We start from the raw sequence: 15,170 nt of genomic DNA, 5'->3' as shown, positions 1-15,170 counted from the left end.
ACCTCGCGCCGTGTCAGAACTTGTCGGGGAATTGCTTGACCAGCGCCGCGGTCAGTGCGTCCGCCAGCGCCAATATATGCGTGCGCATCATCGACCAGGTACGTGCTTCGCCGACGTAATCGTGTGCGGCGAATTCATCGATCTGGGCGACGTGATGGCCGCCATGGGCCGACAGCAGATTGACCAGCGTCGCTTCCGGCAGATTCGGGTTGGCCCTGGCCAGGAACGCCGCTATCGCCTTGGCATTGCTGGTCAACTCGGCAACGGCGGCCTGTTTGCCTTTGCTGTCCTTGGCCACCGTGGCATCGCTGTAGTGTTTCACCGCGCCCCAGTGACCGGCAAGCAACTTGAGCAGTTGGTCGGCGGCCGGTTGGCCATAGAGCGGCGCGATGCTGTTGGCGATTTTAGTCGCGTTGTCGACCACCTGGTCAGTCGCCACTTTTGCCTGCTGGCGGTCGGCGGCCTGGTTGGCGAGCGCGTAGTTCCTGATCCAGAAGATGTGTTCGACCCAAAGATCCCGTAGCGCCAGGCGCGTTGTCAGCGCGGCGCTATCGGCGGTTGGAGCAGGCGCGGGAGCGGGCGAGGTCTGGCTCCAGGCCGGTGGCACGCAGAAAGCCAGGAGGATCAATGCAAGTGTCTTGATATTCATGACGGCAGCCTCTGAATGGGATGGATCGACAATATCAATTAAAGCATATAAATATGTTTTTATTGGATATCGCCGAAACTCCGGATCAGCGGTCATGCTTTTCCGTCAGGTTTTTGTACCGATCGCTTAATTTGTGAATGACATAAATCCTGTGGGAGCGGGCTTGCTCGCGAAAGCGGTGTGTCAGGCGACAGCAAGGCTGAATGTGCCGCCCTCTTCATCGGAGCGCCGCCCGGAGCAAGCCCGCTCCCACAGAGGATCTGCTTCGTGCCGGGTTTTTGAGTTCATCGGGGATTAAATGTGGGAGCAAGCCAACGCCTAAAACAGCTTCCACGTGTAGTCGATGTTCACCCGCAGTTCATTGTCATCGCGGTGGCTGGCCTGCGCGGCAAAGTCGTTGCGATACCAGGCGTTGCGCACGCGCACGGCCAGGCCCTTGAGCGGGGTGCCCTGCAACACATAGGACAGTTCGATATCCTTTTCACTTTCCGTCAGGTCCGAGCCGCCCAACTTGGGCAACTCGATGTTGTCGCCGCGCACGTAGCGCAACACACCATTGAGGCCCGGCAGGCCCATGCCCACGAAGTTGTAGTCGTAGCGCACCTGCCAACTGCGCTCCTTGGGGTTGAGGAACTCCGAGCTCAAGGTGCCTTCGGTGATGACCAACGGCTCGGTGCCGAACAGGTAGGGCATGGCGGTCTTGCCGGTCAGTTGCATGTAGCCAGCGCCGAATTTATGCGCCCCCAGGCTGTACGTCAGCATCAAGGCAGCGTTGCGGTTGTCCACCGGGCCGGCCTTGGCGGCGCCATCTTCACCGGTGACGAACAGGCGCACGTCGGTTTTCAGGCTGCCGGGCCCCATCGGGCGATTATCGACCAGACCATAGAAATCCTTGCGGTACAGGCCAGCGAGTTCGGCATGGTAGTACTTGAGGGTCAGTTGCGGCGACCAGGCGTAGTCGCCGCCAAGGAAGGTGAAGCGGTCTGATTCGGCAGCGCCATTGAAGCGCCCGTTGGGTGAGGCTACCGACATCTTCTGGTAGTCGGTGGAATCGCGCAGGTTGATGCGATCCAGCCAGCCGGCGTGCACGGTCAGGTCGTCTATTTCCCGGGACTTGAGATAGGCGCCACGGAATGTCTGCGGCAGCAGCCGGGTAGGGCTGGCGAAGGCGATCGGCAGGAAGGTGCTGATGGTGCCCAGTTGCAACTCGCTATTGGAAGCCCTGGCCTTGGCGGTCAGGCCCAGCTCCGAGTACTCGCTGGCAGGTGTACGGGTGGTGGGGTCGAAGGGCAGCAAGCCGGTACCGGTGCGGTCCGGTGCAGAGTCCAGGCGCACGCCCAAAAGTCCCTGGGCGTCAAGGCCGAACCCGACTGGCCCTTGGGTGTAGCCCGAACGCAGGTTGAGGATGAAACCTTGTGCCCATTCGCGAGCGGCCGCCTGGGGCGTGGCGTTCACGTAATTGCGGTCGAAGTAATAGTTGCGCACAACCAGATCGGCGTGGCTGTCGTCGACAAAACCCGCGGCGCAAGCCTGGCCAACGGACAAAACGCAGGCGCAAGCGCTGAGCGCCCTTCGAGAGTTACTGAGCATGGCAGGGTTCACTTTTATTGTTGTTGGAGTGCCCGCGCCGTCGCGACGCGGGGAATTGCGTTGAGCGGTATCAGTCGGCTTGAGCGCCGTTGCGTCGTACCGACAGGTAAAACATCGCCAATGCCGCGATGACGATCCCCGGCGCCGAAGCCATCATCACGCCGGCGGTGCCGGTACCCAGTGCGAGCATTTTGCCGGCCACCAAGGGGCCGCTCATGGCACCCAAACGGCCGATGGCAACGGCGCTGCCGACGCCAGTGGCGCGTACCGATGGACGATAGAAATGCGGTGCCAGGGCATACAGCACGCATTGCCCGCCAGTGGCGAAAAAGCCGGCGACGAAACCGGCCAGCAACATGCTTTGCAATTGGCTGGCCATGCCCAGTGCAGTCAGTGAGGCGAGCAGGCCGACATAGATCAACGCGGACAGCGCCCAGACCGGCAGCCGGTCCATCACCCAGCCGAGCGACAGGGTGCCGGCTGCCGCGCCGAACTGCAGCGCCAGCATCACCCAGCTCGCCTGGGCACCACTGAAGCCTTGGCCAATCAACAGGCTGGGCAGCCAGTTGATCAGGATGTAGACCACCATGAGCGTAAAGAAATAGCTGACCCAGATCATCGCGGTCGGCAGCGCCGCGCCTTCCCGGAACAGGCCGCGGACTACTCCGCGTGGAGCGGTGTCCTGTGCTCGCCCAAGAAACTGCGCCGACTCCGGCAGGTAAAGTCCAAGCAGCGGCACGATCAACAGGGGCACCACGCCACCGACGTAGAACACCACCTGCCAGCCGCCGGCCAGGTCGGCGATACCGATGCTGGCCGCCATTGCCGCACCCAGCGGTACGCCACAGTACATCAGGCTCACGGCAGTGCCGCGCAGGCGTGGCCCCGCCACTTCGCTGCTCAAGGCGATCAGGTTGGGCAGGGCGGCACCCAGGCCCACGCCCGTTAGGCATCGGGCGATCAGCAAACTGTTGAAGTCCCAGGCCATGGCCGTGAGCAACGAGAACAGCCCGAACAGGGCCACCGAGGCCATCAGCACGCGTTTGCGGCCGATGCGATCGGCCAGCAGGCCGCCGAAGAAGGCACCGGGCAGCAGACCGAAGATCCCGGCGCTGAAGACCCAGCCCATGTGCAGTTTGTCCAGTTGGAAGGCTGCCGCCATGCCTTGGGCGGCGATTCCCGAGGCTTGCAGGTCGAGGCCTTCCATCAAGGCGACGAGGAAGCACAGACCGATGGTCCGCGCCAGGTAGAGCGGGGTTGTCACGTTCAGCGATGTCATGGGGATGTACCCGTTTTATTGTTGTTATGGCAAACAGAGGGTCGACCTTGTAGGAGCGAGCCTGCTCGCTCCTACAGGGTTGTGTGACGTCAGCGCTTGAGCAGGTCCAGCGCGACGTCGACGATCATGTCTTCCTGGCCGCCGACCATGCGCCGCTTGCCCAACTCGACGAGGATGTCGAGGGTCTTCAGGCCATATTTGGCAGCGGCGATTTCGGCGTGGCGCAGGAAGCTCGAATAAACGCCCGCGTAACCCAACGCCAGGGTCTCGCGGTCGACCCGCACCGCACGGTCCTGCAGCGGGCGGACGATGTCGTCGGCGGCGTCCATCAGCGTGTACAGGTCGGTGCCGTGGTTCCAGCCCAGGCGCTCGGCGGCGGCGATGAACACTTCCAGCGGCGCGTTGCCGGCACCGGCACCCATGCCCGCGAGGCTGGCGTCGATGCGGTCGCAACCTTCCTCGACCGCGGTGATCGAGTTGGCCACGCCCAGCGACAGGTTGTGATGGGCGTGCATGCCAGTCTCGGTTTCCGGCTTGAGCACCGCCTTGAACGCGCGGAATCGCTCGCGCACATCCTGCATGTTCATCGCACCGCCGGAGTCGGCCATGTACACGCAGGTCGCGCCGTAGCTTTCCATCAGCTTGGCCTGGACGGCCAACTGCTCGGCCGGGATCATGTGGCTCATCATCAGGAAACCGACGGTGTCCATGCCCAGCTCGCGGGCGTATTCGATGTGCTGTTTCGACACGTCGGCCTCGGTGCAATGGGTGGCGATGCGCACCACCCGGGCCCCGGCGTTGTAGGCGGCCTTGAGGTCATGCACGGTGCCGATCCCGGGCAACAGCAAGGTGGTGATCTTGGCGTGGCTGATGACATCGGCGGCGGCTTCGATCCACTCCAGGTCGGTGTGCGCGGCAAAGCCATAGTTGAAGCTCGAGCCTTGCAGGCCGTCGCCGTGAGCGACTTCGATCGAGTCGACGCGGGCCTTGTCCAGTGCGCGGGCGATGTCCTGCACATTCTGCAGCGAATACTGGTGACGCACCGCGTGGCTGCCATCGCGCAGGGTCACGTCGGAGATGTAGAGTTTCTTGCCGTTCATGAAAGGCTCCTCAGGCGTTGAGCATCGACTGCGCCATGCGCTCGGCGGTGGCCAAGGCTGCGGAGGTCATGATGTCGAGGTTGCCGGCGTAGGCTGGCAGGTAATGGGCGGCGCCTTCGACTTCGAGGAACACCGAGGTCTTCAGGCCGGAGAATTGGCCCAGGCCGGGGATGTGCAGCGGCGCGTCTTGCGGGATCACGTCGAACTGCACTTTTTGCTTCAGGCGATAACCTGGCACATAGGCCTGCACGGCGGCGGCCATCTCGACGATCGAGGCCTCGACCAGCGCCGGGTCCGCCGCCTCGGACAACACGAACACCGTGTCGCGCATCATCAGCGGCGGTTCGGCCGGGTTCATCACGATGATCGCCTTGCCCTTGCTCGCACCACCGATCACTTCGATCGCCTTGGAGGTGGTTTCGGTAAATTCGTCGATGTTGGCGCGGGTGCCGGGGCCGGCGGACTTGCTGGCGATCGAGGCGACGATTTCTGCGTAGTGCACCTTGGCCACCCGCGACACCGCCGCGACCATGGGGATCGTCGCCTGGCCTCCGCAGGTGACCATGTTGACGTTGAGCTGACTGAGGTTCTGCTCCAGGTTGACCACCGGCACGCAGTACGGGCCGATGGCCGCCGGCGTCAGGTCGATCAGGCGGATGCCGGGTTTGATCGAACGCAGGAACGCGTCGTTCTTCACATGGGCACCAGCGGACGTGGCGTCGAAGACGAAGTCGATGTCCTTGAACACGTCCATGCGGGTCAGGCCTTCGACGCCTTCGTGGGTGACGGCCACGCCCATGCGCTGGGCCCGGGCCAGGCCGTCGGAGGCCGGATCGATGCCGACCATCACCGCCATTTCCAGGTGTTGGGCGTTGCGCAGGATCTTGATCATCAGGTCGGTGCCGATGTTGCCGGAGCCGACGATGGCGACTTTGAGTTTTTTCATGGTTGTTGCCCCTTATGCAAAGTCGACCGAGACACGACCGATACCGTCGATCTCGGCTTCAAAACGGTCGCCGGCAGCGACCGCGACCATCGGCCCGAGTGCGCCGGTCAGAATGATGTCGCCGGCCCGTAGCGGATCGCCCAGGCTTGCCATGGTGCGAGCCAGCCACACGGCGGCGTTGAGGGGATGACCGAGGCATTCGGCGCCGCTGCCGCTGGAGACTTCTTCGCCGTTGCGGGTCATGCGCATGCTGGCCTCGCGCAAGTCCAGACCATCGAGGCGACGGACCGGGCCGCCGAGCACGAAGCAGCCGCTGGAGGCATTGTCGGCCACGGTATCGACGAAGCGGATGTTCCAGCCCTGGACCCGGCTGCCGACGATTTCCAATGCCGGGACGACCCAACCGGTAGCCGCCATCACGTCGGCAAACGTGGTGTCGGCACGGGGAAGATCGTGCTGCAGGATCAGCGCGATTTCGGCTTCGATCTTCGGTTGCAACACGCGGCCCATCGGTACGGTTTCGTTATCGCCGTAGCACATGTCCGCGAACAGGGTGCCGAAGTCCGGCTGATCGACGCCAAGTTGCGCCTGGACCTTGGGATTGGTCAGGCCGATCTTGCGCCCGACCACGCGCCGGCCGCTGGCCACGCCGTGGGCAACATTGAGGCGCTGGATGGTGTAGGCCGCCTCGGCATTCTCTTCACCGATCTGTTCGCGCAGTGGCGCAATGGCTTCGTGGCGGGTTTCAGCCTGGCGCAGGTCGGCGGCGAGCTGTTCCAAGGTGTCTTGAATTGGGTTCATGTCGACCTCGTTCATCAGTGGGTCAGGAAGTCCAGGACCAGGCGGTTGAACGTCTCGGCGTGTTCCCACTGGGCCCAGTGGCCGCAGCGGTTGAACACATGCAATTGCGCGTCGGGCAGGCCGGCCAGCAGGCGCAGGCCGGTGTCCATGGGCACGAAGCGATCTTCACGACCCCAGACCAGCAGGGTTTGCGCCTTGATTTCATGCAGGCGGTGGCTGAAGTCCGGGAACTGCTTGGGATTGAGGGTGCTGCTCTTGACGAAATTCTCCAGGTGATCGCGCCGGGCGAGGAGGTTGTCGAGACGAGTCTGGAACAAATCGTCGGAGATGCTGCTGGCGTCGAAGACGAACACGTTCATCATCTTCTTCAGGTTTTCGATAGTCGGGTCGCGGTACAGCGCGCCGATCAACTTGATGCCTTCTGTCGGCTGTGGAACGAAGGCGCTCGGGCCGCCGGTACCACCGCCCATCAGCACCAGTTTGCCGATGCGCTCAGGGTTGGCGAGGGCGAATGCCACGGCACTATGGCCGCCCATGGAGTTGCCGAGGATGTGCACGCGGTCCAGGTCGAGTACGTCGAGCAGGCCTTTGAGCGCACGGGCATTGAGGTCCGAGCGCGAGCCGTCGCAAACGATCGGATCGCTCTTGCTCCAGCCTGGGCAGTCCATGAGGATCACGCGGTAGCCGGCGTTCACCAAGGGGTCGATGTTGCGGTGGAAGTTGGCCCAACCGCTGGCTCCGGGGCCTGAGCCATGGAGCATGACCACGGTTTCAGCACCCTGGCCGACGTCGTTGTAATGCAGTTGCAGATCCAGATCGCCTTCCTTGATACGGGCAAAGCGACTGGTGGAGGTTTCGGTGAACGCAGTGGCAGTCATGACAGTTCCTTGGATTCAGTAGTTGTTGTTCAGCGGCTGGGCGCCAAGGGCGGCAAAGCCTGCAATCCATTCGGGAATCGGGCGGTAGTAGCGACCTTCGGTGCGATACGGGCCAAACGCGGACAGCGCGGCAAAGGCGGCGACCCAGGTCTTCACTTCATGGGTGGACTTGCCGGCCAGGGCCGACAACTGGTCATTGCCCAGGGCATCTAGGTCACTGACTCGACCCTGCTCGAGGGTGTCGAGAAATTCCTGATCCCATGTCGGGTTGAGCGGGTGCAGGCTGTGTGGGTCCTGGACGAAGTCCCGGGCGGCTTGAATGACCCGGTTCTGCCGCGCCTGGCGTTCATCGACTGGCAACTGACGACCGCTGCCCATCAGGCGATCGGCCATGCGCGCATCGACCTTGGCCAGTTCCGGCACCGGTGGCTGGTGGGACAAGCCACCGGAGGCGAGGAACAACACGCGCTTGTCCAGCGACTTCGCCCACTGGCCGATGGCTTCCCCGAGCAGCCGGGCGCGCTTGAAACCGGGCAGGGGCACGGCGACGCAATTGATGAACACCGGAATCACCGGGCAGCCCTGCAAGCCGCCGAGCAACAGCTCCAGGGGCTGGGCGAATGCGTGGTCGACCTGCATGCGGTAGGACACGGCGATGTCGACGCCAGCATCCAGGACCGATTGGGCGCAGGCTTCGGCGAGCGCCTTGGGCACGTCCAGGGGACCGGCGGCCGTGTCGAAATCGCCAATGGCATCGGCCGCCATGCCGATGCAGAACGCCGGCATCACATCGTAGAAAAAGCCGTTGTAGTGGTCCGGCCCGAACAGCACGATCAGTTGCGGGGCAAAGCGGGCGATGCGCTCGCGGGCCTCGGCGGTCATCGCGTCGACTTCGGCCAGCACCTGCGGCGTCGGGTCGACGTGGCCCACCAGCGGGGTGTGCGACAGGCAGTGCAGATAAGCGCTCATCTCAAGCCACCTGGCTGGCGACGGTCGTCGCGGGCGTTTGCGGCAGTGCCTTGAGCGCCAGGGTCAATTGATCGCAGGCCTGGCCAACGGTTTGCGGAATGGCCAGCCCGGCGAGGAACCGGTCCGGGCGTACCAGGGCGATGGACGCCGACCCACTGGCGAACCATTCCTTGAGACGACCGGTGCTGTCGCCGACGCGGATCACGCCCGGGCTCACATCACTGGCGGCCTTTAGCTGGACGTCTGGCAACACCTGGATAAACCGCGTGCCCAAGGCGCTCCATTGCTCGACTTGCGCGCGGCTCATGCCCCAGATCGGATCGCAACCCCAGGCAATGATCGCGAAGTTGCTACCGATCACTTCATCGAGCAACAGGGTGTCGCCTGCTTCAGTCAGCACTCGCGGCTGGATGAACATCTTGCCCACGGCAGAGGACTTGTCGTTGGGGGCGATCAAGGCGCCACGGGTGTATTGCGGCATTGGCTTGAAGCGCATCTCCAGGAAGTAGCGCTTGACCGGTGGCACGTAATTGAGCAGCCAGGACACGCCATCGCGCAGGGTGCCTTGCCAGCGCTTGGGCGGCGCCAGGACATGGCCGGCGAGCACGGACAGGTCGATCATGGCCTTGGCGTGGTCGCGGCGCTCCTGTTCGTAGCTGTCGAGCAGGCTGTCGGCGGCCAGGCCCTTGATCACCAGCGACAGCTTCCACGCCAGGTTCGAGGCGTCGCGCATGCCGCTGTTGTAACCCTGGCCCTGCCACACCGGCATGATGTGCGCGGCGTCGCCGGCCAACAGCACCCGGCCCTGGCGGAATCGACCGGCCAGGCGCGCGTTGTGGGTGTAGACGCGGCTGCGGATCAGCTCGATGCGGTCGGGGTCGGGCAGTACCTTGGCGAGCAACTTGCGCATGTTCTCGGGCTTGCTCAACTCGGCTTCGGTTTCGCCGGGCATGACCATGAATTCGAAACGACGCACACCGTGGGGCAGGGCGGCTGACACATAGGGCCGCACCGGGTCGCAGCACAGGTAAACGTGTGGCGTGGCCAGCGGGTCGTTGGCGATGTCGACGACGATCCACTGGTTGGGCGCGGTCTTGCCTTCGAAGCTGATGTCCAGGCTGCGTCGCACCAGGCTGTTGCCGCCGTCGCAGCCGATCAGGTAACGGGCATGCAGGCGTTCATCGCGACCGTTCTGGTCCTTGAGGTCGAGCACCACGGCGCTGTCGTTTTGCGCAAAGCTTTGCAGTTCGCGGCTGAACAGCACCTTGACGTTTTTAAAGCGCTGCAAGCCTTCGTACAGCACCCGGTCGGCCAGGGGCTGAATGAACGCGTTGCGCCGCGACCAACCGAACTCGTCGGTCCGGGGCTGGATGTCGGCAAAGCAACGACCCTTTGGCGTGAGGAAGCGCATGGCGTGCCAGGGGGTGGTGTGCGGCAGAACGTTTTCGGCCAGGCCGACTGCCTGGAAGGTGCGCAGGCTTTCGTCATCCAGGCCAATGGCACGGGGATAATCGATCAGGCGGTCGAGCTTTTCCACCAGGGTGACGTTCACGCCGCATTGGCCCAGGTAGTTGGCGATCATCAATCCGACCGGGCCGGCGCCGACGATGGCGACGTCAGTGCTCAGTTCCAGCGTGGAGGGCGAGGGTGCAGGACTCATGGGTATCTCCATACAGCGCTTTTGGATTTCTTGTTGGGCGCAGTATGTGAATCGCGGTACTGGTGGACAACGACAACCCTTGTTAGTGTGCACTGGGTGCACATCGTTGATTTACAACAAAAAAGGAAAGATCAATGAGCGAGACCGAATACAAGTCCGTGCGGGGATTGATGCGTGGCCTGGCCCTGATCAACAGCTTGAATCGCTTCGACGGCGGGGCCAGCACCGCACAACTGGCCGAGCGCAGCGGGCTGCATCGGACCACGGTCCGACGGCTGCTGGAAACCTTGCAGGCCGAGGGTTATGTGCGGCGCAGCGAGTCGGATGACAGCTATCGCCTGACCCTCAAAGTGCGCGAATTGAGTGAGGGATTTCGCGATGAACAATGGATTTCTTCGATCGCCGCGCCGTTGCTCGGCGAACTGCTGCAAGAGGTGGTTTGGCCGACGGACCTGTGTACGCTGGATGGCGACGCCATGGTCATTCGCGAAACCACTCATCGCTTCAGCCGCCTTTCGTTCCACCGCTCCATGGTCGGCCGGCGCCTGCCATTGTTGATGACCGCCACCGGGCGTGCCTACTTTGCGTTCTGCCCGCCTGCCGAACGCGAAGAGTTGATCGAGTTGATGATCAGCCGCGACGACGAACAGTCGCCGCTGGCTGCCGATCGCCGTTTTGTCGACCGGTTGGTACAGCACACCGTCGCCAAGGGGTATGGCGAAAACAACTCGCATTGGGGGCAGGAGCGCAAGATTGCGGCCATTGCGATACCCATCACCTTTGAGGCGAGGCTGATGGGGTGTCTGAATCTGGTCTACATTGCCAAAGCGATGTCCGTCGAGGAAGCGGCCCGACGTTACCTGCCGGCGATGCAAGGCGTGGTGCAGAAGATCCAGAGCCAGTTGGTCGGTTCATCTGACTGAACGCTATGGGGGCTTCATGGTTGTTCTATGCAGCGTTTTCCAGATGATCGCGGTAAAACCCAACTTTAAGATCAATAAGGATGTTTCTCATGAAAGCCAGGGCGGGCAGCCTTGCTCCTACAAGCGGTCCTACAGCTACACCGCGGCGTCTGGTTCGCGGGCAAGCCTCGCTCCTACAGGCGAAGAGCGATGACGCGATTACAAGCCATCCCTCAGTGCCTTGACGTAGTCGGGGCTATTACCGATCGAGTTGTGCCCGGTGCCTGCAATCACCTGCAGCGTCGCCACGCCCGGGCGGAAATGGCTGTAGAGGCGCCGGGTGCTTGCGCCTGGAATCACCTCGTCGTGCTCAGCGGCGATCAGGCGCGTCGGCACAGTGATGTGCTCGGCGTAGCGCCAGGATTCGAATTTATCCTTGAGCAGCCACCGCACCGGCAGCCAGCGGAACTGGCGCTCAGCCAATTCCTCCAGGCTGTTGTACGGCGTGATCAGCAGCAGTTTCGCCACCGGCCGATAACTGGCCAGGCGCACCGCGACCCCCGAGCCCAGGCTGCGTCCGACCACCGCCACCTGCGGGTGGTCGGCGTAGACCTTGTCGAACAAGCTCATGGCATCGCGAGCAATCGTTTCTTCGGACGGTGAACCGCTGCTGCCACCGTATCCACGGTAATGCAGCAGGTACAGGGCATGCTCGGGAAAGGCCCGGTCGAACTCCGGCAGGCTGCGCGAGACGTCCTCGGCATTGCCACCGAAATAAATCAGCGCCTTGGGCCCGGCATGCGACCGCACCGACACCAGCACCTGCGCCTCGTCCACGGGCAACGTCAGCAGTGTCTCGGGCGAGTCGACGGCGCGGGGCTGCGGGTAGTAGATCAGTGCGCGCTGAAACGCGAACAGGGCCGCGCAGAGCGCCAGGTACAGCACAGCGGCGATGACGACGAGTAACACCAGGGTACGAGACATTCGGCTAACGTTAGTGGGCAACATTGACGGCTCCGGGGTGCTGTCAGAGTGTAGCTGGCGGTAAAGGAGGGCACCGATGCCCATGGCGCTCAAGTGGCTCAACGTGTTGCCTGCAGAAAGAGCGGCCCTGGCCTTGGGTTTTGCGTTCCATTTCTGCGTGCTTGCCAGTTATTACCTGGTACGACCGTTGCGCGATGCCTTGGGTCTTGAGGGCGGTGTCGAGAAGTTGCAGTGGCTGTTCACCGCCACCTTCGTGGTGATGCTGCTGATGGTGCCGGTGTTTGGCACGCTGGCGTCGCGGTTGCCGGCCACGCGCTTCGTACCCTTGATTTACCGGGTGATTGCCGTGTCGATGCTGGTGTTTGGCCTGTTGATCGGCAACCACGTCGCGCCGGTGACGGTCGGGCGGGTGTTCTTTGTCTGGATCAGCCTCTACAACCTGTTCATCGTCTCGATTTTCTGGAGTGTGCTAGTCGACCGTTTCTCCAACGAGCAGGGGCGACGGCTGTTCGGCTGCATCGCGGCCGGCGGCACCCTGGGCACCTTTATCGGGCCCTTGCTGGCGGCGACCATGGCCACTCGTTTGGGCCCGCTGGCGTTGACCGTCGGCGCGGCGCTGCTGCTGGAACTGGCGGTGCATTGCTATCGGGGGCTGCTGGCGAGGACGCAATCGCAGCAGGCCAACCGGATATTGGACGAACGGCGCCTGGGGGGCAGCATGCTCGCCGGGATCACGCTGATCCTGCACTCGCCTTATCTCTTGGGGTTGGTGGCCTTCATGCTTCTGCACACCAGCGCCGCGACTTTGTTGTATTTCGAGCAGGGACGGATCGTCGCTGGCAGCTACGCTGATGTAGGCAGCAGGACGCAATTTTTCGCCGTGGTCGATTTGCTGGTGTCGGCGCTGACCCTGGTCTGTCAATTGTTGCTGACGGCGCCGTTGATTCGCCTGGTGGGCATTGGTGGCGCGTTGCTGGCGCTGCCCCTGGCGACAGTCGTGGCGTTTTGCGCCATGGCACTGGCACCGGTGCCAGCCAGCGTGGCACTGGCCCAGGGACTGCGCCGCGCGGTGGAGTTCGGCGTGGTCCGGCCGGCGCGTGAGGTGCTGTGGACGGTGGTCAGCCGTGAAGAGAAATACAAGGCCAAGAATGTGATCGAAACCCTGGTCTATCGTGGCGGCGACGCTGCCAGTGGTTGGCTGTCGGCCGGTTTGACGGCCCTGGGCGCAGGCTTCGGCCTGGTCGCGCTGGCGGTCGTGCCGGTGGCGGGAGTGTGGGGCGGGTTGTGCCTGTGGCTGGCAAGGCGCCAGGCGCGATTGGCCGAAGCTGGACCACAGGAGCCGGGCCACCGGTGAGGGAATCGTCATGAGCCATGCGCAAGGTTTGACCCGCAGGCAAATACTCACGCTGGCTGCCGCAGCTTCGGCGGTCTTCACGCTCGGCCCGAGCGGTGCGCAAACCTCGCCAGCGGCGGGAACAGGAGGCAAGACCATGATGACCCGCGTCATTCCTTCCAGCAAAGAGCCATTGCCCGCTGTCGGCCTTGGCACCTATCGCGGCTTCGATGTGGCGCCTTCGGATCCAGCGTACCGCAGCTTGCCAGCCGTGCTTGACGCGTTGTTTGAAAAGGGCGGTAAGGTCATCGACAGCTCGCCCATGTACGGTCGCGCCGAGCAGACCACCGGCGAGCTGCTGTCGATTCACGAGCCACGATCGCCAGCGTTCCTGGCGACCAAGGTGTGGACCCGTGGCCGCGAGGAAGGCATTGCGCAGATGGAGCAATCGTTCAAGCTGCTGCAGACCGACCGCATCGACCTGATGCAGATCCACAACCTGCTGGACTGGCAAACCCACCTGCCGACCCTGCGCCAGTGGAAGGAAGAAGGACGCATTCGCTACATCGGCATCACCCATTACACCGCGTCGGCCTATGACGAAGTGGAGGCCGTGCTCAAGGCTGAGCCGCTGGACTTCCTGCAGATCAACTACGCGCTGGATGATCGCGGCGTCGAAAAACGCCTCCTGCCACTGTGTCGCGACCGCGGTGTCGCGGTGATCTGCAACCGGCCGTTCGGCGGCGGCGGATTGATCGCGCGGTTGCAGGGCAAACCGTTGCCCGGTTGGGCCGCGCAAGTCGGGATCAAGAGTTGGCCACCTTTGGCACTCAAGTTCCTGTTGTCGCATTCGGCGGTGACCTGCGTCATCCCCGGCACCGGCAACCCGCGCTACATGACGGAAAACGCCAGCGCCGGTTTCGGCCCGATGCTTACCGATGCGCAGCGTCATCAGTTGATCGCTTTGCTGGATTGACGCCAGGGAAGGTTTTGAAAGACGTGTTCCTGACTACACTGATTGAGGTCCGAAAAACCTGAGCATGCAAGACATCCCCGACCATTACACCAAGGAGATCGAACATGACTATCCGCATTGGCGATGAGGCACCGGATTTCACCGCCGACAGTACCGAGGGGCCGATCCACTTCCACGAATGGATCGGCGACAAATGGGCCATCCTGTTCTCGCACCCCAAGGACTTCACGCCGGTCTGCACCACCGAGCTTGGCTATATGGCCCGGCTGAAGCCCGAGTTCGACAAACGCAACACCAAGATCGTCGGCTTGAGCATCGACCCGGTCAGCGACCACCGCGCCTGGGTCGGCGACATCGAGGAAACCCAGGGCCATGCGGTGAACTATCCGATGATCGGTGACGACAACCTGGTGGTGGCCAAGCTCTACGACATGATTCACCCCAATGCCAGCGGCGGCCAGCGCACCGTCGTGGACAACGCCACGGTGCGTTCGGTGTTCATCATCGGCCCGGACAAGAAGGTCAAGGCGATGCTGATCTACCCGATGAGCGCCGGGCGTAATTTCGACGAAGTGCTGCGCCTGCTCGACTCACTGCAACTGAACGCCAAGCACACCGTCGCCACGCCTGTGAACTGGCGTCCGGGCGAAGACGTGATCATTCCGACGTCGGTTTCCGATGAGGATGCGAGGAAGAAGTATCCGGATGGCTTCAAGACCCTGAAACCGTATTTGCGCGTGGTGCCGCAACCCAAGTAGGCCCTGGTGGGTGACCTGTACACCGCTCCTGCGGGGACGGTGTGCAGGGGAATGCTGTTCGATTTGATCGTTCCCACGCTCTGCGTGGGAATGCCGCCAGGGACGCTCTGCGTTCCATTGACGACGCGTTAATTGAGCCGTGCGCAGCAGTGATGCGGGGCGTCACAGGAAGCCCTGTGTGAAATTGGTTGTCGGAGTACATATCCATTGCTGCGGTAACGGCCACTTATGGTTTCGCTTTTACAGCGACTCCCTTTTTCAAACGCCAAAAAGGAAGCAAAAGGCTTTGCCCCACCACTCGGTGCCTCGCTTAGGCTCGGCATGCCCTCTCTCCGGCATTGCTCC

At 62.9% G+C, this 15,170-nt stretch carries 14 protein-coding genes; 4 read left to right on the top strand and 10 right to left on the bottom strand.

Features of this window, described 5'->3' with window-relative positions:
- Window positions 1–13: 13 nt before the first annotated feature.
- The 9 genes from PSUM_RS07345 to PSUM_RS07305 form a co-directional block, all read right to left on the bottom strand.
- On the bottom strand, window positions 14–649 hold the full coding sequence (locus tag PSUM_RS07345) for a hypothetical protein (RefSeq protein WP_033042046.1): 636 nt from the start codon (window positions 647–649) through the stop codon (window positions 14–16).
- Window positions 650–967: 318 nt separating this feature from the next.
- Window positions 968–2,239, bottom strand: a complete 1,272-nt coding sequence (locus tag PSUM_RS07340; RefSeq protein WP_033042048.1) for an OprD family porin — start codon at window positions 2,237–2,239, stop codon at window positions 968–970.
- 70 nt (window positions 2,240–2,309) lie between these two features.
- Complete coding sequence (gene mhpT, locus PSUM_RS07335; protein WP_033042050.1) at window positions 2,310–3,518, bottom strand: 3-(3-hydroxy-phenyl)propionate transporter MhpT; 1,209 nt, start codon at window positions 3,516–3,518, stop codon at window positions 2,310–2,312.
- Window positions 3,519–3,607: 89 nt separating this feature from the next.
- Complete coding sequence (dmpG, locus tag PSUM_RS07330) at window positions 3,608–4,618, bottom strand: 4-hydroxy-2-oxovalerate aldolase (protein ID WP_020796445.1); 1,011 nt, start codon at window positions 4,616–4,618, stop codon at window positions 3,608–3,610.
- Window positions 4,619–4,628: 10 nt separating this feature from the next.
- Window positions 4,629–5,564, bottom strand: a complete 936-nt coding sequence (locus tag PSUM_RS07325; RefSeq protein WP_020796446.1) for an acetaldehyde dehydrogenase (acetylating) — start codon at window positions 5,562–5,564, stop codon at window positions 4,629–4,631.
- Between the two features lie 12 nt (window positions 5,565–5,576).
- Entirely contained in the window at window positions 5,577–6,365 is a 789-nt protein-coding gene (gene mhpD / locus PSUM_RS07320; protein ID WP_083350167.1) for a 2-keto-4-pentenoate hydratase, read from the bottom strand.
- Between the two features lie 14 nt (window positions 6,366–6,379).
- A complete protein-coding gene (locus PSUM_RS07315; protein WP_020796448.1) occupies window positions 6,380–7,243 on the bottom strand; it encodes an alpha/beta fold hydrolase in 864 nt (287 codons plus the stop codon).
- A gap of 15 nt (window positions 7,244–7,258) precedes the next feature.
- Window positions 7,259–8,212: a 3-carboxyethylcatechol 2,3-dioxygenase gene (gene mhpB, locus PSUM_RS07310; RefSeq protein ID WP_020796449.1), complete on the bottom strand. Its 954-nt coding sequence runs from the start codon at window positions 8,210–8,212 to the stop codon at window positions 7,259–7,261.
- A 1-nt stretch (window position 8,213) separates the two neighbouring features.
- A complete protein-coding gene (locus PSUM_RS07305) occupies window positions 8,214–9,872 on the bottom strand; it encodes a bifunctional 3-(3-hydroxy-phenyl)propionate/3-hydroxycinnamic acid hydroxylase (protein ID WP_020796450.1) in 1,659 nt (552 codons plus the stop codon).
- A gap of 134 nt (window positions 9,873–10,006) precedes the next feature.
- On the opposite strand from PSUM_RS07305, the gene PSUM_RS07300 reads away from it, so the two are divergent.
- Entirely contained in the window at window positions 10,007–10,795 is a 789-nt protein-coding gene (locus PSUM_RS07300; RefSeq protein ID WP_020796451.1) for a DNA-binding transcriptional regulator, read from the top strand.
- A gap of 198 nt (window positions 10,796–10,993) precedes the next feature.
- Here PSUM_RS07300 and PSUM_RS07295 read toward each other — a convergent pair whose 3' ends face one another.
- Window positions 10,994–11,782, bottom strand: a complete 789-nt coding sequence (locus tag PSUM_RS07295) for an alpha/beta hydrolase (protein ID WP_033043838.1) — start codon at window positions 11,780–11,782, stop codon at window positions 10,994–10,996.
- Between the two features lie 52 nt (window positions 11,783–11,834).
- On the opposite strand from PSUM_RS07295, the gene PSUM_RS07290 reads away from it, so the two are divergent.
- From PSUM_RS07290 to PSUM_RS07280, 3 genes are all read left to right on the top strand, one after another.
- Entirely contained in the window at window positions 11,835–13,112 is a 1,278-nt protein-coding gene (locus PSUM_RS07290; RefSeq protein WP_033043839.1) for an NTP/NDP exchange transporter, read from the top strand.
- Window positions 13,113–13,122: 10 nt separating this feature from the next.
- Complete coding sequence (locus PSUM_RS07285) at window positions 13,123–14,067, top strand: aldo/keto reductase (RefSeq protein ID WP_080725366.1); 945 nt, start codon at window positions 13,123–13,125, stop codon at window positions 14,065–14,067.
- Between the two features lie 104 nt (window positions 14,068–14,171).
- Window positions 14,172–14,825 (top strand): peroxiredoxin, encoded by a 654-nt coding sequence (locus PSUM_RS07280; protein ID WP_083349289.1) that lies wholly within the window; start codon window positions 14,172–14,174, stop codon window positions 14,823–14,825.
- The last annotated feature ends 345 nt before the right edge of the window (window positions 14,826–15,170 follow it).

Source organism: Pseudomonas umsongensis, from assembly GCF_002236105.1.
Classification (GTDB): domain Bacteria; phylum Pseudomonadota; class Gammaproteobacteria; order Pseudomonadales; family Pseudomonadaceae; genus Aquipseudomonas; species Aquipseudomonas umsongensis.
Note: the sequence above shows the minus strand (reverse complement) of the source record. Positions and strands in the feature narration are given on the sequence as shown.